Source organism: Cronobacter condimenti 1330, from assembly GCF_001277255.1.
Classification (GTDB): Bacteria; Pseudomonadota; Gammaproteobacteria; order Enterobacterales; family Enterobacteriaceae; genus Cronobacter; species Cronobacter condimenti.
Genome location: NZ_CP012264.1, coordinates 4220464 through 4238474, shown reverse-complemented (window position 1 = coordinate 4238474; position 18011 = coordinate 4220464). Strand labels below are relative to the sequence as shown.

Annotated in this window: 18 protein-coding genes; 12 read left to right on the top strand and 6 right to left on the bottom strand. The window is 58.8% G+C overall.

Annotated features, from left to right (window positions below):
* Positions 1-13: 13 nt before the first annotated feature.
* The 3 genes from trmL to cpxR all read right to left on the bottom strand — a co-directional run bounded on the left by trmL (position 14) and on the right by cpxR (position 2669).
* Positions 14-487 (bottom strand): tRNA (uridine(34)/cytosine(34)/5-carboxymethylaminomethyluridine(34)-2'-O)-methyltransferase TrmL, encoded by a 474-nt coding sequence (gene trmL, locus AFK62_RS19450; protein WP_007680779.1) that lies wholly within the window; start codon positions 485-487, stop codon positions 14-16.
* 113 nt (positions 488-600) lie between these two features.
* Positions 601-1974 carry an envelope stress sensor histidine kinase CpxA gene (gene cpxA, locus AFK62_RS19445; protein ID WP_053532090.1) on the bottom strand — a complete coding sequence of 458 codons (1374 nt, stop codon included), beginning with the start codon at positions 1972-1974 and terminating at the stop codon, positions 601-603.
* Positions 1971-2669, bottom strand: coding sequence for an envelope stress response regulator transcription factor CpxR (gene cpxR, locus AFK62_RS19440; RefSeq protein ID WP_007680774.1), 699 nt, complete (start codon positions 2667-2669; stop codon positions 1971-1973). The genes cpxA and cpxR overlap by 4 nt, the downstream gene beginning before the upstream one ends.
* Before the next feature lie 148 nt (positions 2670-2817).
* On the opposite strand from cpxR, the gene cpxP reads away from it, so the two are divergent.
* The 7 genes from cpxP (at position 2818) to AFK62_RS19405 (ending at position 9360) form a co-directional block, all read left to right on the top strand.
* Positions 2818-3324, top strand: a complete 507-nt coding sequence (cpxP, locus tag AFK62_RS19435) for a cell-envelope stress modulator CpxP (RefSeq protein ID WP_007680771.1) — start codon at positions 2818-2820, stop codon at positions 3322-3324.
* Between the two features lie 175 nt (positions 3325-3499).
* A complete protein-coding gene (gene fieF, locus AFK62_RS19430; protein WP_007680770.1) occupies positions 3500-4402 on the top strand; it encodes a CDF family cation-efflux transporter FieF in 903 nt (300 codons plus the stop codon).
* A 189-nt stretch (positions 4403-4591) separates the two neighbouring features.
* On the top strand, positions 4592-5554 hold the full coding sequence (pfkA, locus tag AFK62_RS19425; RefSeq protein WP_007680769.1) for a 6-phosphofructokinase: 963 nt from the start codon (positions 4592-4594) through the stop codon (positions 5552-5554).
* A 165-nt stretch (positions 5555-5719) separates the two neighbouring features.
* On the top strand, positions 5720-6709 hold the full coding sequence (locus AFK62_RS19420; protein ID WP_032984896.1) for a sulfate ABC transporter substrate-binding protein: 990 nt from the start codon (positions 5720-5722) through the stop codon (positions 6707-6709).
* Positions 6710-6813: 104 nt separating this feature from the next.
* Complete coding sequence (locus tag AFK62_RS19415) at positions 6814-7581, top strand: CDP-diacylglycerol diphosphatase (RefSeq protein WP_007680767.1); 768 nt, start codon at positions 6814-6816, stop codon at positions 7579-7581.
* Between the two features lie 58 nt (positions 7582-7639).
* Positions 7640-8944 carry an SLC13 family permease gene (locus tag AFK62_RS19410; protein WP_007680765.1) on the top strand — a complete coding sequence of 435 codons (1305 nt, stop codon included), beginning with the start codon at positions 7640-7642 and terminating at the stop codon, positions 8942-8944.
* 23 nt (positions 8945-8967) lie between these two features.
* The gene (locus AFK62_RS19405) at positions 8968-9360 is read left to right on the top strand and encodes a hypothetical protein (RefSeq protein ID WP_007680763.1); all 393 of its coding nucleotides are present in this window, start codon (positions 8968-8970) and stop codon (positions 9358-9360) included.
* Here AFK62_RS19405 and uraH read toward each other — a convergent pair.
* Positions 9345-9752 (bottom strand): hydroxyisourate hydrolase, encoded by a 408-nt coding sequence (gene uraH, locus AFK62_RS19400; RefSeq protein WP_007680761.1) that lies wholly within the window; start codon positions 9750-9752, stop codon positions 9345-9347. The two genes, AFK62_RS19405 and uraH, sit on opposite strands and share 16 nt — an antisense overlap.
* Positions 9753-9887: 135 nt before the next feature.
* Between uraH and hprR the strand changes: the two genes are divergently transcribed.
* On the top strand, positions 9888-10568 hold the full coding sequence (gene hprR / locus AFK62_RS19395; RefSeq protein ID WP_007680758.1) for a response regulator transcription factor HprR: 681 nt from the start codon (positions 9888-9890) through the stop codon (positions 10566-10568).
* Positions 10561-11922: a heavy metal sensor histidine kinase gene (locus AFK62_RS19390; RefSeq protein WP_007680756.1), complete on the top strand. Its 1362-nt coding sequence runs from the start codon at positions 10561-10563 to the stop codon at positions 11920-11922. The genes hprR and AFK62_RS19390 overlap by 8 nt, the downstream gene beginning before the upstream one ends.
* 6 nt (positions 11923-11928) lie before the next feature.
* Here AFK62_RS19390 and AFK62_RS19385 read toward each other — a convergent pair whose 3' ends face one another.
* Together AFK62_RS19385 and AFK62_RS19380 are read right to left on the bottom strand one after the other, a co-directional pair.
* Positions 11929-12579, bottom strand: a complete 651-nt coding sequence (locus AFK62_RS19385; protein ID WP_007680754.1) for a CPBP family intramembrane glutamic endopeptidase — start codon at positions 12577-12579, stop codon at positions 11929-11931.
* A 439-nt stretch (positions 12580-13018) separates the two neighbouring features.
* Positions 13019-14068 carry a glycosyltransferase family 2 protein gene (locus AFK62_RS19380; protein WP_007680750.1) on the bottom strand — a complete coding sequence of 350 codons (1050 nt, stop codon included), beginning with the start codon at positions 14066-14068 and terminating at the stop codon, positions 13019-13021.
* A gap of 193 nt (positions 14069-14261) precedes the next feature.
* Here AFK62_RS19380 and paoA point away from each other — a divergent pair, with 193 nt between their 5' ends.
* The 3 genes from paoA to paoC are packed head-to-tail and all read left to right on the top strand — an operon-like array spanning position 14262 to position 17991.
* Positions 14262-14840: an aldehyde dehydrogenase iron-sulfur subunit PaoA gene (paoA, locus tag AFK62_RS19375; protein ID WP_007680745.1), complete on the top strand. Its 579-nt coding sequence runs from the start codon at positions 14262-14264 to the stop codon at positions 14838-14840.
* Positions 14837-15790: an FAD binding domain-containing protein gene (locus AFK62_RS19370; RefSeq protein WP_007680742.1), complete on the top strand. Its 954-nt coding sequence runs from the start codon at positions 14837-14839 to the stop codon at positions 15788-15790. The genes paoA and AFK62_RS19370 overlap by 4 nt, the downstream gene beginning before the upstream one ends.
* The gene (gene paoC / locus AFK62_RS19365; protein ID WP_007680739.1) at positions 15790-17991 is read left to right on the top strand and encodes an aldehyde oxidoreductase molybdenum-binding subunit PaoC; all 2202 of its coding nucleotides are present in this window, start codon (positions 15790-15792) and stop codon (positions 17989-17991) included. The genes AFK62_RS19370 and paoC overlap by 1 nt, the downstream gene beginning before the upstream one ends.
* The last annotated feature ends 20 nt before the right edge of the window (positions 17992-18011 follow it).

The window sequence follows — 18011 nt, the reverse complement described above, 5'->3', positions numbered from 1 at the left end:
TGACGCTTGCCGCTTAACTGCGCAGCACGGCACCAGGGTAGCCAAGCTGTCGCCAGGCTTCATACACCACGACGGAGACCGCGTTGGACAGATTCATGCTGCGGCTGTCCGGCATCATGGGGATGCGGATTTTCTGCTCTGGTGGCAGCGCATCCAGAATGGATGCCGGCAGCCCGCGTGTTTCGGGGCCGAACATTAAATAATCGCCATCCTGATAGCTGACTGCGCTGTGCGCGGGGGTCCCCTTCGTTGTTAGCGCGAATAAGCGCTGCGGGCTCACCGCCTCCAGGAACGCAGCATAGTCGTGGTAGCGCATCACGGCGGTGAATTCGTGGTAATCCAGCCCGGCGCGGCGCAGGCGCTTATCATCCCAGGTAAAACCCATCGGCTCAATAATATGCAACCGAAAGCCGGTATTGGCGCACAGGCGAATGATATTACCGGTGTTGGGCGGGATTTCAGGTTCAAACAGGACGATATTCAGCATACGGCTCCCCTTTTGCAGAGGCGCGCAGAATAGCAGAATTGCCAGGGGGTAAAAACTGCATGTGTCAGGCGAGGGTAAGAAAAATGACGTCCTCCCACGCGGGGAGGACTGATTCAGGAGCGATGATAAAGCGGCAGCCAGATAGTCAGACGCAGGCCGCCAAGCGGGCTATCGTCAGCCTTTACCCAGCCGCGATGCTGTTGTACGGCGGTTTCTACGATAGCGAGACCAAGCCCGGTCCCGCCGGATTCGCGGTCGCGCGCCTCGTCAGTGCGATAGAACGGCCGGAAGATCTGCTCACGGTCGGTCTGGCTGACGCCTGGACCGTCATCATCGACATTAATCGTGATCCCTTCTTTATCCACCGCGAAACTTACGGAAATTTTGCTGTGAGAGTAGCGCAGCGCGTTACGCACTATATTCTCAAGCGCGCTTTCCAGCGCATTCGGGTTGCCGTAAAGCAGCCACGGGCCCGGCGGATAAGCCACTTCAAAAGATTTACCCATCTGTTCGGCTTCGAACGCGGCGTTATCAAGCACCTCGCCCCAGAGCTGATTCGCCTTCATGGTTTCGCTCACCAGCGCGTTTTTCTGCTGATTGCGTGACATCACCAGAAGGTCGTTAATCATGCTGTCGAGACGGTGAGCTTCGGTTTCGATGCGCTCCAGCTCTTTGCTTTCACCGCTGCGGCGACGTAACAGGGCGGTGCCGAGCTGCAGACGTGTCAGCGGCGTGCGCAGTTCATGAGAGATGTCAGACAACAGCCGTTGCTGCGTCGTCATCATGCGCTCCAGCGCCGTTACCATCTGGTTAAAACTCGCGCCTGCGGCGATAAATTCCTGCGGTCCGGCTTCCAGTTCCGGGTGCTGGCGCAGGTTGCCCTGTGCCACTTCATCGGCGGCGTTTTTCAGCTTACGCGCTGGTCGCGCCAGGCTCCATGCGAGCCACAGCAGCAGCGGCGAACTCACCAGCATCGTCACGATCAGCAGTAATAAGGGGCGGTCAAAAAGAAGGTTAATAAAATCTGACTGTGAATTGCTTGCCGGGCGGATCAGGTAAAGCTGGTAATTATCTTCACCGTCACGCACGGAAAACGGCCCCACCAGCTCCACGCGACCATATTTTTTCTTTTGCGGATGATCAGAGTTATCGGACTGGCCGATAAAATTGCGGATGATCTGCATCTCGTTGCGTTCCGCGCCGATGACGCGACCTTCGCTCGTGACAATCACCAGCCGCTGTCCAGGTGGTGCCCATTTATCAATGGCGCGAAACAGCCGTCGCCACCACATCAAATCATTGGGCGGGTCGCTTGCCAGCTCAGCCTCGACATGCTGTTCGATCATAATGCCCTGACGCTGCTCGCTCTCCAGGAGTTCCGTCATTTGACGGCTGTCGAGCTTGGGCAGCATCAGTACCAGCATTAACACCAGCGCCAGCGTGAGCCAGAAAATGGCGAAGATGCGGGCGGTAAGGCTGCCTATCATGAAGCGGAAACCATCAGATAGCCGCGTCCGCGTAGGGTTTTAAACCACGGATGACCGTCTTTGCGCTCCGGTAATTTACGACGCAGGTTGGAAATATGCATATCGATCGCGCGATCGAACGGCGTGAGTCGTTTGCCGAGAACTTCCTGGCTTAAGTGCTCGCGCGACACCACCTGACCCAGATGTTGCGCCAGCAAATAAAGCAGGGTGAATTCGGTGCCGGTTAGCTCCAGGGTCTGACCGTCAAAGCTTGCTTCCTGGCGGCCGGGATTGAGGCTCAGTGCGTCCACTTCAAGCGTAGGAGAGCCGCTGTCGCTGTTCTGCTGCTGTTCGCTCCAGTGCGAGCGACGAAGAATCGCGCGAATACGGGCGACCAGTTCGCGGTCGTTAAAGGGTTTCGGCAGATAATCGTCCGCGCCCAGCTCAAGGCCGAGTACGCGATCCAGTTCGCTGCCGCGCGCGGTCAACATAATAACGGGTGTCTGGTGTGTCTGGCGAAGCTCTTTCAAAGTATCGATGCCGTTCTTCTTTGGCATCATCACGTCGAGCAAAAGCAGGTCGATGCTGTCGTCCAGGAGGTCAAGCGCCTGTTCGCCATCATGGGCAACGAGGACATTAAACCCTTCCATGTCGAGCAATTCCTTTAACAGGGAAGTCAGCTCGCGGTCATCATCAACTAACAGGATTTTATTCATTTTCAGTACCTCCGAGGCAGAAATTACGTCATCAAGGCGCGCTAATCCATGACTTTACGTTGTTTTACACCCCCTGACGCATGTTTGCAGCCCGAATCGTAGACTGGATTTCGTTGAACCGCAGCACATAAGTTTCCAGGAGTCAGTGATGCGCAAAGTTACCGCCGCCGTCATGGCCTCAACGCTGGCTGTCGGTGCGTTAACCAGCCAGGCGGCACAGGTCCCCACGGACGAAAGCTGGCATCCGGCGGAAATGCTGACGCAACGCAGCGGTGTGCAAAGCCATATGTTTGACGGCATCAACTTAACAGAGCATCAGCGCCAGCAAATGCGCGATTTGATGCAGCGAGCGCGGCATGAGCAGCCTCCTGTTAATGTTAGTGAAATGGAGACCATGCACAGGCTGGTCACCGCAGAAAATTTTGACGAAAACGCAGTGCGCGCTCAGGCAGAAAAAATGGCCCAGGAGCAAGTGGCCCGCCAGGTTGAAATGGCGAAAGTGCGAAATCAAATGTATCGCCTGTTAACGCCCGAGCAGCAAGCGGTTTTAAACGAGAAACATCAGCAACGCATGGAACAATTTCGTGAGGTTGCGCAAATGCAGCGCCAGTCTGCGCTGCCGCTCTTTAGTAGCAGTACCCGTAGTAACCAGTAACAACCCTGTTTTCCTTGCCATAGACACCATCCCTGTCTTCCCCCTCATGATGAGGGGGTTTTTTTTGGCTTTTTCACCGCGCCACGGCTTTTCAGGCCTGCATACGCCATGCGAATTTCATCAAAATCCTGCTGACGGTTGGTTATACTGGCAACATGTCTTTGCAGGAGTCGTTATGAATCATGACTATGCCCGTCTGGTGAACCGGGCGGCCCTCGCCGCGACGCTGGTTGCGACACTTTTGCTGATCATTAAGATATTCGCCTGGTGGTATACCGGGTCAGTCAGCATTCTTGCCGCCCTCGTCGACTCGCTGGTGGATATCGCCGCGTCCCTCACCAATTTATTGGTAGTACGTTATTCGCTTCAACCTGCCGATAAAGAACATACCTTTGGTCACGGGAAGGCCGAGTCGCTGGCGGCACTCGCGCAAAGCATGTTTATTTCCGGCTCAGCGCTGTTTCTTTTTCTTACCGGCATTCAGCATCTGGTTGAGCCAGAGCCGATGCGCGCGCCGCTGGTCGGGATTATCGTGACGATGGCGGCGCTGGTAACCACATTGATGCTGGTCACGTTTCAGCGCTGGGTGGTGCGTAAAACCCGCAGCCAGGCCGTGCGGGCAGATATGCTTCATTATCAGTCTGATGTTATGATGAACAGCGCTATTCTGGTGGCGCTGGCCCTCGCCTGGTATGGCCTGCATCGCGCCGACGCGCTATTCGCGCTCGGGATTGGCGTCTGGATTTTATACAGTGCGTTACGGATGGGCTATGAAGCGGTACAGGCGTTGCTTGACCGGGCCCTGCCCGATGAAGAGCGTCAGGCGATAGTCGATATTCTTGCCGCCTGGCCGGGCGTTCGGGGCGCGCACGACCTTCGCACGCGGCAGTCAGGGCCGACCCGCTTTATCCAGCTTCATCTCGAAATGGAAGACAATTTACCGCTCGTTCAGGCGCATATTATCGCTGAACAGGTGGAGCAGGCGATCTTGTCCCGCTTCCCGGGGTCGGACGTCATCATTCATCAGGATCCATGCTCAGTCGTCCCGCAGTTTCAGCAGGGGCAATTTGAGCGTTAGGCATTCGTTGTTAAGGCATGATCCGGGCAGGCATTTTTTGTACATATCACCCCCATGCGGGCTGACCTGAATCAATTCAGCAGGAAGCTGTTGATATACTATTTGCAGCAATAGTCGATCACCTGACGCAGTGGCGCAGGCGGTTTCCGGCGAAAGTATTCCTTTTGCATTCTACGTTCAGAGGTAGTCATGATTAAGAAAATCGGTGTGTTGACGAGTGGCGGTGATGCGCCTGGCATGAACGCCGCCATCCGTGGCGTGGTCCGCGCGGCGTTGACGGAAGGTCTGGAAGTGTTCGGTGTTTACGACGGCTATCTTGGCCTGTACGAAGACCGCATGATCCAGCTCGACCGTTACAGCGTTTCCGACATGATCAACCGTGGCGGCACCTTCCTCGGTTCCGCGCGCTTCCCGGAATTCCGTGAAGAACATGTCCGCGCCGTGGCTATCGAGAACATGAAAAAACGCGGCCTCGACGCGCTGGTGGTCATCGGCGGCGACGGCTCTTACATGGGTGCCAAACGCCTGACCGAAATGGGCTTCCCATGCATCGGTCTGCCGGGCACTATCGATAACGACGTGGCGGGCACCGATTACACGATCGGTTACTTTACTGCGCTGCATACCGTGGTCGAGGCAATTGACCGTCTGCGCGATACCTCCTCCTCACACCAGCGTATTTCTATCGTTGAAGTCATGGGCCGTTACTGCGGCGATCTGACGCTGGCTGCAGCCATTGCGGGCGGTTGCGAATTTATCGTTCTGCCGGAAGTTGAATTCAACCGCGAAGATCTGGTGTCGGAAATCAAAGCTGGCATCGCGAAAGGTAAAAAACACGCTATCGTTGCGATCACCGAACACATCTGCGACATCGACGAGCTGGCGAAATACATCGAAACCGAAACCAAGCGCGAAACCCGCGCGACTGTGCTCGGTCACATCCAGCGCGGCGGTTCGCCGGTGCCTTATGACCGTATTCTCGCCTCCCGTATGGGCGCTTACGCTATTGAACTGCTGCTGCAGGGCTACGGCGGTCGTTGTGTCGGCATTCAGAATGAAAAAATGGTGCATCACGACATCATTGACGCTATTGAAAACCTGAAGCGTCCGTTCAAAGGCGACTGGCTGGACTGCGCGAAAAAGCTCTACTAAGCCTCTCCTTCTGCGCCCGGTCTGCAAACGCGACCGGGCGTTTCTTTGGTTCTCTATATTCCCCACAGTTATAGCCAATTTTTTTTTATTCTTTAATCCCTGCCACGCTTTCTGGCACGCTGCTTTTATCAGAATTCATATCAGACCTTTTTGAGAGAGCATGCGATGAAAAAGTGGGGCGTGGGCATTACGTTACTGTTAGCTTCAGCAAGTGTACTGGCAAAGGACGTTCAGCTACTGAACGTGTCTTACGATCCAACACGCGAATTCTATGAGCAATACAACAAAGCTTTTAGCGCCCACTGGAAAAAAGAAACCGGCGACAATGTCGTTATTCGTCAGTCTCATGGTGGCTCTGGTAAACAGGCGACTTCCGTCATTAATGGCATTAAAGCGGATGTCGTAACGCTGGCGCTGGCCTACGATGTTGACGCGATAGCCGAGCGTGGCCGCATCGACAAAAACTGGATCAAACGCCTGCCGGACAACTCTGCACCTTATACTTCCACCATCGTGTTCCTGGTTCGCAAGGGCAACCCAAAGCAAATTAAAGACTGGAATGACCTGGTAAAACCGGGCGTGTCGGTTATTACTCCGAACCCGAAAAGCTCCGGCGGCGCGCGCTGGAACTATCTGGCGGCGTGGGGTTACGCGCTGCATCACAACAATGGCGATCAGGAGAAAGCGCAGGAATTCGTCAAGGCGCTCTATAAAAACGTGGAAGTGCTCGATTCCGGCGCACGCGGCGCGACCAACACCTTTGTTGAACGCGGTATCGGCGATGTGCTGATCGCCTGGGAAAACGAAGCGCTGCTGGCAGCTAACGAGCTTGGCAAAGACAAATTCGAAATCGTGACGCCGAGCGAATCCATTCTCGCGGAGCCAACGGTGTCTGTTGTCGATAAAGTCGCGCAGGAGAAAGGCACGCAGGCTGTCGCTGACGCCTACCTGAAGTATCTCTACTCGCCGGAAGGCCAGGAGATTGCGGCGAAAAACTTCTATCGCCCGCGCGATGCGCAGGTTGCGGCGAAATACCAGACGACCTTCCCGACACTGAAACTCTTCACCATTGACGACGAGTTCGGTGGCTGGACCAAAGCGCAGCAGACGCACTTTGCCAACGGCGGCACGTTTGATCAGATAAGCCAGCGTTAAATACCCTGGCCACAAGGATGTGGCCCACCTTTACCACGCAATATCTCCCCGTGACGGCCTGTTTTACGCTACGCTTTGCGTTCATACGATAAAAAGGGCGAAGCATGAAGCGAACGCTGTTCGTCATCGTTGCGCTTATCGCAGTGCTGGCGCTGGCTGCGCTGGTGGCGTGGCGTTATTTCACACCCGACGACCCTAATGTCCTAAGACGCCTTGTGACGCAGCAGTGTCTGCCCGGCGAGCGCGCCCGTAAAAACCCCGCGCCCTGCGCTCAGGTCAACCTTGCGGTGGGTTACGCCGTGCTAAAAGACATCAACGGTCCGCTGCAATACCTGCTGATGCCGCTCTGGAAAATCAACGGTATTGAAAGCCCGTTGCTGCTGGCCGACAAAACCCCCAATTTCTTCTGGCAAGGCTGGCAGGCGCGCCGCTGGATGAGTGAAAAACGCGGTTCGGCGGTGCCAGACAGCGCCGTGTCTCTCACCATCAACTCGACGCTTGGCCGCACGCAAAACCATTTACACATTCACATCTCCTGCCTGCGTCCGGATGTTCGCACGCAACTGGATGCAGCGATGAGCGCTATCGGCAGCCGCTGGCAGCCGTTTCCGGGCGGCTTGCGCGGTCATGACTATCTGGCGCGGCGCATGACGGGCGAAGAGCTGTCGCGTCGCTCGCCGTTTCTGATGCTCGCGCAGGAGGTGCCGGAGGCGCGAGACCATATGGGCCGCTATTCACTGGCGCTGGCCCAGCTTAAAGATGGCGCATTTGTTCTGCTCGCGACCCGCCGCAATCTGCTGCAACTGAACGTGGCGCACAGCGAAGAGCTTCAGGATCACGACTGCGCGATCCTTCACGACGGCACCCCATAACATTTACTAAACGCCAGGTGCGCCGTAGACTTGCTGAAAATTTCATCAGGAGACAGGTATGTCCGTGTGGCTTGCGCATCCGCTTTTCTTACCTTCCCTTATTATTCTGCTGACCATCGTGCTCTGGGCGACGTCGTTGCTGCCGGAATTTATCACTGCGCTGCTTTTTTTCGCCGTGGCGATGATAGCCAAAATCGCGCCGCCGGAAGTGTTATTCGGCGGCTTCGCGTCATCGGCCTTCTGGCTGGTGTTCAGCGGGTTCGTGCTGGGCGTGGCGATTCGTAAAACCGGGCTGGCAGACCGTGCGGGTCGGGCGCTGTCGGCACGGTTAACCGGCGCGTGGTGGCAGATGGTCGCAAGCGTCGTGCTGCTCAGCTACGCGCTGGCGTTCGTCATGCCGTCCAATATGGGGCGTATCGCGCTGCTGATGCCCGTTGTGGCGGCGATGGCCAAACGCGCAGGGATAGAAGAAAACACCCGCGGCTGGTACGGCCTGGCGCTGGCGGTGGGTTTTGGCACGTTCCAGCTTTCCGCCACCATTCTGCCCGCCAACGTGCCGAATCTGGTGATGAGCGGGGCGGCGGAAGGCTCTTTCGGCATTCATTTAAATTACCTGCCGTATCTGCTGTTACATACGCCGGTTTTGGGATTGCTTAAGGGCGCGGTGCTCATAGCGCTTATCTGCTGGCTGTTCCCGGGCCAATCCCAACGGCCGCGCGAGCTGCCCCCGACGGCCCCGATGAGCCGCCAGGAAAAGCGCCTCGGCTGGCTGCTGCTGGTCGTGCTGGTGCTGTGGGTGACAGAGAGCTGGCACGGCATCGGGCCTGCGTGGACAGGGCTTGCGGCAGCGGTCATCACCTTACTGCCGCGCGTCGGGTTCATCACCGGAGATGAGTTCGCAAGCGGCGTTAATATGCGCACCTGTATTTATGTGGCGGGTATTCTGGGGCTGGCTACCACCGTTACCCATACCGGTATTGGCGGTGCGGTGGGCGAGGCGCTAATGCAAGTCATGCCGCTCGATCCGGCGCGCCCTTTTACGAGCTTTGCTGCGCTCACCGGTATTACTACCGCCCTGAACTTTATTATGACCGCCAACGGCGTACCGGCGCTCTATACCACGCTTGCGGAAAGCTTTTCACGCAGCACCGGGTTTCCGCTGATCTCAACCATTATGATCCAGGTGCTGGGGTATTCCACGCCGCTCTTGCCGTATCAGGCCTCACCGATTGTGGTGGCGATGGCGCTCGGCAACGTGCCGGCGCGCGCGGGGATGAAGCTCTGTCTGGCGCTGGCGATAGTCACGTTTCTGGTGCTGTTGCCGCTGGATTACGGTTGGTTCAGGGTGCTGGGTAAACTCTGAGGCAACACGACGCGGAGAAGAGAATGGCGACAATGCATTTTGCGGTCTGGTATTCCACAGCCAGCAACGCGCAGGCGCTGCGCGAGGCGCTACCTGCGCCCGATTGCGGGCGTCACTTTTTACAGGATTTTGGGTTTGCGCCAGGCAGCGCCGAAGACGCCATCGCGCTCTGGTACGGGGCTGCGCCGGGCGAAATGGGGTCTATCTACCCGCATAACCCGGCGCTGGATCCGCAGTGTGCTTTTTTAACCCGTGCGGCGGCGGAACTGTTGTGCGAGCGCGGCGTCAGCGAAATCAGCTTTCTGTACGCGCTGCCCGATGTGGATTACTACGGCGAGAGGGAATCCTCGCCGCTGCTCGTTTTTCTCGGCAATATTCTGTGTTGCCCGCCGCCGGGGTTTCAGCTGCCGCGGTAGGTGGAATAACCGTACTGGCTCAGCAGCAGCGGTACATGGTAGTGCTCGTCGGTGTTATCGATGTGAAACACGACCGGCACTTCCGGGAAGAAGCTGGATTGCTTGTGAGCGGCGAAATAGTCACCGGTTTCAAAAATCACGCGGTAGTCGCCCACCGCCGCTGGCGCGTCCGGCCACAGCGCTTTAATACGGCCATCTTTATCCGTCGTTGCCTGGTTCAGCGGCTGCCACGCACTGCCCTGTTTTTTCTCAAGCTTCACCACCACGCCCGGCGCGGGTTTGCCCGTCTGCTCGTTAAGTACATGGACGCTCAGTACATTCGCCGGCGCGGCGAGCGCCAGCCCAGGCAGTGCGAAAAGGGTGGCGGCAGCCAGCGTTTGAAAACGGTTCATCGTCATTCCTCCTTAAGTGGTTGTGAGGCTATCCTGCCAGCCGCGCGGGCGAAAAAGCCTGACGCGAAGATGACAGTTTTGTCATCCTGCGTTTCGCCGCTGGGCAGCGCCCGCGTTCTTTGCGAGACTGTCGCCATGAAACTGCTGCTGATTGAAGACAACGACAAAACCCGCGCGTGGCTTGAAAAAGGGCTGCGAGAGGCGGGGCTGGTCGTCGATACCGTCGCCGACGGGCGTGACGGTCTGCATCTGGCGCTGGAGCACGACTACGCGCTGATCATTCTCGACATCATGTTGCCAGGCCTCGATGGCTGGCAGGTGCTGCGCGCGTTACGCACAGCAAAAGCCACGCCGGTGCTCTGCCTCACGGCAAGAGATGCGGTGAGCGATCGCGTCAAAGGCCTGGAGCTTGGCGCGGATGATTATCTGGTAAAGCCGTTCTCCTTCGCCGAACTGCTGGCGCGGGTGCGCGCGCAATTGCGTCGTCACGCGCCCGCCGCCGCGACGCTTCAGGTGGCCGATCTTACGCTCGACACCGCGCGGCACGCCGCAAGCCGGGGCGGCGAGCGCATCGCCTTAACCCGTCAGGAATTCACCTTACTCTGGCTGCTGGCGAGCCGCGCAGGGGAGATCCTGCCGCGCACACTGATTGCCAGCGAAGTCTGGGGTATTAATTTCGACAGTGAAACCAACGTCGTAGATGTCGCCATCCGTCGCCTGCGCAAGAAAATCGACGATCCGTTCCCGCTTAAACTGATTGAGACAGTGCGCGGCATGGGGTATCGCCTTAACGCGCCGGAGGAGGGCAATGCGTAGTCCGTCGTTAACGCTGCGCCTGACACTCATCTTTACGCTGCTGGTGGCGTTCGCCTGCGGCGTAACCGGCGTGTCGCTTTATCGTTCGCTTAGCGCAGAGCTTATCTGGCGTGACGATCAAACGTTACTCAACCGCGCCTCGCAGTTGCGACAACTGCTGATGGACGGTGCCGAGCCACGCCAGCTGCCGCTCTATTTCAACCGCATGCTGGATACCCGTCAGGATCTGCTGCGCATCCGGCGCGTCGATGGCGATACGCTGGTGAACATCAACCAGGCAGGCGTGACGCTACCTGCGCTTGCTCCCGTCGCGCAAGGCCAGCGCGTGAATGAACAGGCGCTGCATCGCTGGCAGCAACCGGATGGCGTGTTTGTCAGCGCGCTGGCCCTGACAGCAACTGATAAAAATGGCCCGCTGATTGTCACCGTGGCGCGCGTGGCGCAGGAGCGTGCGCAAATGCTGGCGACATATCGTCGGGAAAGCCTGATGGTCTGCCTGCTGGCGACCCTTGCCGCCGCCCTGTTAAGCCCGTGGCTTATCCGCCGTGGGCTGCGCGCGATTACTCGTCTTAGTGAGGACACGGCACGCACTGGCAGCGAGTCGCTGCAACAGCCGCTCAGCCTGGAAACCCTGCCGCGGGAACTGCTACCGCTCGGTGAGGCGTTAAACACCATGCGTCGTCGGCTGGCGGAGGATTTCGAGCGGCTGACACGCTTTGCCGACGATCTCGCCCATGAACTGCGCACGCCAGTGAACATTCTGCTGGGGCAAAATCAGGTTGCGCTGCAACGCCCGCGCAGCGTACAGGAGTATCAAAATCTGCTCGCCGGGAATATCGAAGAGCTGGAGCAGATGACGCGGCTCATTGAAAACATTCTGTTTCTCGCCCGCGCCGATCATCAAAACATCGCGGTGAACCGTGAGACGCTGTCGCTTGAGCCGTTTATCCATCAGTTGACCGATTTCCTGGAGCCGCTGGCGGAAGAGCGCGAAATCACCTTCAGCGTGCAGGCGAGCGGCGCCCTCGATGCCGACCGGCTGCTCCTCCAGCGCGCACTCACTAACCTTCTGACCAACGCGCTGCGCCACGCGCCCGCAGGCAGTGAGGTGCGGATTATTGCGGCTCAGGAGGCAGAGGACATGGTGCTAAGCGTGGCTAATCGGGGCGCGCCGATAGCCGAGGCGGAGAAACTCTTTCTACGGTTCTGGCGCGGCGACAATGCGCGCCATACGCCCGGTACCGGGCTTGGGCTGGCGCTCACGCAGGCTATCGTACGGCTGCATGGCGGCGAAACGGCGGTGGAGCATACGGCGGGCTGGAACCGCTTTATGCTGCGGTTCCCGGTGGCGTAAGGCGAATCAGGAGAGTTTCAGCGCGGCCATCATGCCGATAATATTGGTAACCGAGTGCAGCACGATCGGCGCCAGTAAACTGCCGGTGTGAATACGTACCTGGCAGAGAATGATCGAAAAGATAAACAGCCAGACGAAGGTAGTGGGCATCTGGTATTGCGCATGGCCTATCGCGAAAAACAGCGAAGTGGCGACCATCGCGATCGTCTGCCCCGTTTTCCCCCAGCCAATGCCTGCGTTAAGCAAAAAGCCACGGCAGATAACTTCTTCGACTACCGGTGCCAGCAGGCAAATACACATAGCCGTCAGCGCAAGACTAAAAGACGACATCTCGTTCAGCGTCGCGCTCCACGGTTCCTGCCTGCCGAACAAGCCGTGGATCATCGAGAGCGCCAGCAGCGCCACGCCGGGTAGCGCCAGCGACCGGACGCTCAGCTTCCCCGCAGGCAGCAGGCCATAGTGTTTTTGGTACGTGCGCCAGCAGAGCAGCGCGAATGGCAACCAGAAGATAAAATAGATCAGCGGCGTTGCGAACCCGGCGCGGTAAATGCTCCCATAGCCCGGCAAAAGAGAGACTACGACCGGCAGCGTAAACCATGCCACCCCGACGGAAATGCAGAGCAGGGTATGTTGAAACCGGTCGGCGGGTACGTTCATTGTTAACGTCCTTGTGGCAAAGGGAGTTGAGCGGGCCGTTCCCGCCGCAGCGGATTATACCTGGCCTTGCCACGCCGATAAGCTTTTTTGTGCAACCCGTTTTGTTCAGGCATTCCCGGTTTGGTGCCCGTGACGGCCACACTCAACCCATCAGAATCCGATAACTTTAGGATGCGCTCATCACGCGCGTGAATAAAAACATTCTCGCCAATCATCCAGGGCGCTTTAACGGCAAGGACGATGCCTGGCTCACCCCTGGTGAGGTTTTCAGCCAGCGTTTTCTTAACGCGCAGACATTATGGAAACACTATCGCGCCCGGCTTTGTGAAGCTGATGCCACGGGGATCAATGAGGGCGCCTGTGCGTCAGCGGGGTAGTTAGGTTTGTACCGCGCCAGTGTTTTTCATGCGGCGACATCGGCTTGCGTCGCGCTAACGCGTCAGCCGTTCAGGCGCGCCAGGCCGGCCTTCGCGGGCGCATAATCGCCGCATTGCTGATAACAGGCCGCGGCATCGGGCGTCATGCCGGAGATTTCCAGGATCACGCCGATGTTATACCAGGCCTTAAAGCTGGTGACGCCCGTTTTGCTGCTTTCGGGTTGTCGTGTGCAGTGTAAAAACGTATCTACCGCTGCCTGTAGCTGACCGTTATTCATTAAAATCAGCGCTTTGAGGAACATAAAATCGGCAGAAGAGTACCAGCGCTCATAGTCGATAATCGCCATTGCGGCGGCATAATCGCCCTGGTTAATGAGCGCGTAGCCCAGCGTTTCCACCAGTTCTTCCACATACTCCAGTGCCACGTTAGGTTCATAACCCAGCGCCGTGCGAAACGCGGCGATCGCGGCCGGGTAGTCGCGCCTGAGAAAGTGACTTTTGCCAAGCTGAAACCAGAGATAAGGGTCGTCCGGCTGCTTGCGGATCGCGTGCTCCAGAAGCCGGATATTGCGGGCAATTTTATCGGTTTCCTGTAAGACCGCTTTTTTATAACCGATGTGGTCGAGCGTCAGCGGCACCAGGAACCGCTCGCCCGCCGGCGCGCCTTCGCGCGGCGTGATTTGCTCATGGATAACGCCGTGGTAGTGATAACGCGCCTTCGGGAAGAGGCGCGATACCCGCTCGCGAAGGGTCGTGACGCTTTCGCCTTCGTCGATATAGTTAATTCGCTCGATCCGCCCGACGCCTTCCGGATGCGCTGCCACCAGCGCCTGCAACGCTGCCATATCCACGGACGCGATCGCTTCGTCCGCGTCAATTACCAGCACCCAGTCGTGGCGCGCGTACTGCAACGAGGCGTTGCGGGCCGCTGCGAAATCCTCCACCCAGGCAAAATCATGAACGTTGTCGGTAAAGCGGCGCGCGATGGCTTTGGTGTCATCCTGCGAGCCAGTATCGACGATGACGATATCGTCAAAGTGCGCCGCCACGGTGGCAAGCGTCGCGGCAAGATGCTTCGCCTCGTTTTTCACGATCATGCAGATGGAAATCATAGTGTCAGGCTCGGGCATTCTGGTCGGCTTAAGAGAAATTGACGATACCAGAGGTATCGGCGGGGGGCGGTAATTTTTTAGCGTTCGCTGCCGGCTTGCCAGCGCCGTCTATTATTAACTGTTCGTAATAAAAAAAGCCGCGCGACTCGTCGCGGCAACTCTCTTTCTGCTTTGACAATACTGGAGGCCTGGCATGAGCACCCACGGCGATGAAACGAATAACGGGCATCAACGCGATGCAGGCGGCCCACCGCCGCAATATGTAGCGCTGACGCTGTCAGTTAACGGTGAAGCCCGGCAGCTGGAGGTGGATACCCGCACCACGCTGCTGGACGCGCTACGTGAAAACCTGGCCCTGACCGGCACGAAAAAAGGTTGCGACCACGGGCAGTGCGGAGCCTGCACGGTGCTTGTCGACGGGCGGCGCGTTAACGCCTGCCTGACGCTTGCGGTGATGCATCAGAACGCAGAGATAACCACCATCGAGGGCCTGGGCACGCCGGAGAACCTGCACCCGATGCAGGCCGCGTTTGTGGCGCACGACGGCTTTCAGTGCGGCTACTGTACGCCGGGGCAAATCTGCTCTTCGGTGGCCATGCTCAAAGAGCTCGAAGAAGGCATTCCAAGTCACGTGACGCACGATCTGGTTTCGCCGCCAGAGATGACTGCGGATGAAATCCGCGAGCGGATGAGCGGCAATATCTGCCGTTGCGGGGCCTATTCCAACATCCTTGCCGCGATCGAAGATGTCGCCGGGAGGGATCCCTCATGAAGGCTTTCACTTACGAGCGCGCTGCGACGCCTGCAGACGCGGCGGCCAGCGCCCTGCGAACGCCAGGGGCGAAATTCATCGCAGGCGGCACCAACCTGCTTGATCTCATGAAACTGGAGATAGAAACGCCGGTGCATCTCATTGATGTGAACGGCCTGGCGCTGGATAACATTGTGCCGACCGACGAGGGCGGCCTGCGGATAGGGGCGCTGGTGCGTAATACCGATCTGGCGGCGGACCCGCATGTGCGGCGCGATTACGCGGTGCTCTCCCGCGCGTTGCTGGCCGGGGCTTCCGGGCAGTTGCGTAACCGGGCGACAACGGCCGGGAATCTGCTTCAGCGCACCCGCTGTCCTTACTTTTACGATACCAATCAGCCCTGCAATAAACGTAAACCGGGCAGCGGCTGCGCGGCCATGCAAGGCTACAGCCGCCAGCTCGCCGTCGTCGGCGCAAGCGATGCCTGCATCGCCACGCACCCGAGCGACATGGCCGTTGCCATGCGTCTGCTGGACGCCGTGGTAGAAACCGTTAGCCCGGACGGCAGCGAGCGGCGCATTCCGGTCGCCGGGTTTTACCGTGAGCCTGGCGACACGCCGCATCTGGAAACCGTGCTGGCACCCGGCGAATTGATTACCGCCGTGACCCTGCCGCCGCCTGTGGGGGGAACGCATATCTACCGCAAAGTGCGCGATCGTGCTTCTTACGCATTTGCGCTGGTGTCCGTGGCGGCGATTGTGCAGCCAGACGGCACCGGTCGCGTTGCGGTCGGCGGCGTGGCGCATAAACCGTGGCGGCTTGACGCAGCCGACGCGCAGGTGCCGCACGGCGCGCAGGCGGTCTGTGACGCGCTCTTCGCCAGCGCGAACCCGACCCCGGAAAATGCATTCAAGCTGGTACTGGCGAAGCGCACCATCGCCTCGGTACTGACGCAAGCGAGGGCAGGCTGATGAAATTCGACAAACCGGCAACCGATAACCCCATCGACAAAATGAACGTGGTGGGACGGCCGCGCGATCGTATCGACGGCCCGCTGAAAACCTCCGGCCAGGCGACCTACGCCTACGAATGGCATGATGAAGCGCCGAACGCGGCCTACGGGCACGTGGTAGGTTCCGCCATCGCTAAAGGGCGCATCACCGCGATGGATATTCAGGCGGCGCAACAGTCGCCTGGCGTGCTCGCCGTGGTCACCGCACAAAACGCCGGCCCGCTTGGCAAAGGCGACATGAACGCCGCTACGCTTCTGGGTGGCCCGGACATTGAGCACTATCACCAGGCTATCGCGCTGGTGGTGGCGGAGACTTTCGAGCAGGCGCGGGCCGCCGCCGGGCTGATTACGGTGACGTATGAAGAGGCACCGGGGAAATACGATCTCGCGAAAGAAAAACCGTCTGTGACGACGCCGCCTGAGGATACGCCGGATAAGGTCGTCGGCGATTTTAGCCAGGCGTTTAACACCGCCGACGTGCAGTTTGACGCCACGTATACCACGCCAGACCAGAGCCACATGGCGATGGAGCCGCACGCCTCAATGGCCGCCTGGGACGGCGATAAACTGACGCTCTGGACCTCCAGCCAGATGATTAACTGGTGGCATAACGATCTTGCGAAAACGCTCAACATACCGCCGGAAAACATCCGCGTGCGCTCGCCGTTTATCGGCGGCGGCTTTGGCAGCAAACTGTTTTTGCGAAGCGACGCTCTGCTGGCGGCGCTGGGTGCCCGCGCCGCGAAGCGGCCCGTCAAAGTGATGCTGCCGCGCCCGTTTATTCCTAATAACACCACGCACCGCCCCGCGACCATCCAGCGCGTGCGTTTTGGTGCGCGTAAAGACGGCACCCTTACCGCTATCGCGCATGAAAGCTGGTCCGGCAACCTGCCGGGCGGGCCGACGGAGACCGCGACCAACCAGACTGAGTTGCTGTACGCCGGTGCGAACCGTCATACCGGACTGCGGCTCGCAGAGCTGGATCTGCCCGAGGGCAACTCCATGCGCGCGCCTGGTGAAGCGCCAGGGATGATGGTGCTGGAAATCGCCGTTGATGAGATGGCGGAGAAACTCGGCATGGATCCGGTAGCGTTTCGCATTAAGAACGACACCCAGGTCGACCCGGCGCACCCGGAGCGCTTCTTCTCGCGCCGCCAGCTGGTGGCGTGCCTGCGCAGAGGGGCCGCCGAGTTCGGCTGGCAGCAGCGCAACCCCAAACCGGCGCAGGTGCGCGAGGGCGACTGGCTTATCGGGCTTGGCATGGCGGCAGGGTTTCGTAATAACCTGGTGACGCCGTCCGGCGCGCGCGTGCATCTGGATGCGCAGGGCCATGTCACCGTCGAAACGGACATGACCGACATCGGTACCGGCAGCTATACCATCATCGGGCAGACCGCCGCTGAAATGATGGGCGTGCTGCTGGAGAACGTGACCGTGCGCCTCGGGGATTCCGACTACCCGGTTTCGTCTGGCTCTGGCGGGCAGTGGGGCGCCAACAGCTCAACGGCGGGCGTTTATGCCGCCTGCGTAAAATTGCGTGAAGCCGTCGCAAACAAGCTGGGTTTTGACCCGGAAACCGCAGAATTTTTCGACGGTAAAGTTCAGGGCGGCGGGCGTGTCGTCGCCCTCTCTGATGCGGCCGCCGGTGGCACGCTTACCGTGGAAGACACCATGGAATATGGCGCGCTCGATAAGGAGTTTCAGCAGTCCACCTTCGCCGGGCATTTTGTTGAAGTGGCGGTAGAGGCGAACACCGGCGAAGTGCGCGTGCGCCGTATGCTGGCGGTCTGCGCGGCCGGGCGCATTCTCAACCCGAAAACGGCGCGCAGCCAGGTGATTGGTGCAATGACGATGGGGCTCGGCGGGGCGCTGATGGAAGAGCTGTTTGTCGATACGCGGCGCGGATTCTTCGTCAACCACGACATGGCACTTTATGAAGTGCCAGTCCACGCGGATATCCCGACACAGGACGTGATTTTCCTGGAAGATACCGACCCGGTGTCGTCGCCGATGAAAGCCAAAGGCGTAGGGGAGCTCGGCCTGTGCGGCGTCAGCGCCGCGATTGCGAATGCGATTTATAACGCCACTGGCGTACGGGTGCGGGAATACCCCATCACGCTCGATAAACTGCTTGAAGGGCTGCCTGAGCTTGCCTCGTAAGGAACGCGACGGCTGGCGGC

Bases quoted from the DNA above. Each gene is read 5' to 3' on its own strand.
- uraH (WP_007680761.1), bottom strand. From the start codon at position 9,752: ATGAACCGTTTTCAAACGCTGGCTGCCGCCACCCTTTTCGCACTGCCT.
- AFK62_RS19370 (WP_007680742.1), top strand. From the start codon at position 14,837: ATGAAGGCTTTCACTTACGAGCGCGCTGCGACGCCTGCAGACGCGGCG.
- AFK62_RS19410 (WP_007680765.1), top strand. From the start codon at position 7,640: ATGTCCGTGTGGCTTGCGCATCCGCTTTTCTTACCTTCCCTTATTATT.
- pfkA (WP_007680769.1), top strand. From the start codon at position 4,592: ATGATTAAGAAAATCGGTGTGTTGACGAGTGGCGGTGATGCGCCTGGC.
- AFK62_RS19390 (WP_007680756.1), top strand. From the start codon at position 10,561: ATGCGTAGTCCGTCGTTAACGCTGCGCCTGACACTCATCTTTACGCTG.
- AFK62_RS19380 (WP_007680750.1), bottom strand. From the start codon at position 14,068: ATGATTTCCATCTGCATGATCGTGAAAAACGAGGCGAAGCATCTTGCC.
- hprR (WP_007680758.1), top strand. From the start codon at position 9,888: ATGAAACTGCTGCTGATTGAAGACAACGACAAAACCCGCGCGTGGCTT.
- AFK62_RS19415 (WP_007680767.1), top strand. From the start codon at position 6,814: ATGAAGCGAACGCTGTTCGTCATCGTTGCGCTTATCGCAGTGCTGGCG.
- AFK62_RS19405 (WP_007680763.1), top strand. From the start codon at position 8,968: ATGGCGACAATGCATTTTGCGGTCTGGTATTCCACAGCCAGCAACGCG.
- cpxA (WP_053532090.1), bottom strand. From the start codon at position 1,974: ATGATAGGCAGCCTTACCGCCCGCATCTTCGCCATTTTCTGGCTCACG.
- AFK62_RS19420 (WP_032984896.1), top strand. From the start codon at position 5,720: ATGAAAAAGTGGGGCGTGGGCATTACGTTACTGTTAGCTTCAGCAAGT.
- cpxR (WP_007680774.1), bottom strand. From the start codon at position 2,669: ATGAATAAAATCCTGTTAGTTGATGATGACCGCGAGCTGACTTCCCTG.
- fieF (WP_007680770.1), top strand. From the start codon at position 3,500: ATGAATCATGACTATGCCCGTCTGGTGAACCGGGCGGCCCTCGCCGCG.
- paoC (WP_007680739.1), top strand. From the start codon at position 15,790: ATGAAATTCGACAAACCGGCAACCGATAACCCCATCGACAAAATGAAC.
- trmL (WP_007680779.1), bottom strand. From the start codon at position 487: ATGCTGAATATCGTCCTGTTTGAACCTGAAATCCCGCCCAACACCGGT.
- AFK62_RS19385 (WP_007680754.1), bottom strand. From the start codon at position 12,579: ATGAACGTACCCGCCGACCGGTTTCAACATACCCTGCTCTGCATTTCC.
- cpxP (WP_007680771.1), top strand. From the start codon at position 2,818: ATGCGCAAAGTTACCGCCGCCGTCATGGCCTCAACGCTGGCTGTCGGT.
- paoA (WP_007680745.1), top strand. From the start codon at position 14,262: ATGAGCACCCACGGCGATGAAACGAATAACGGGCATCAACGCGATGCA.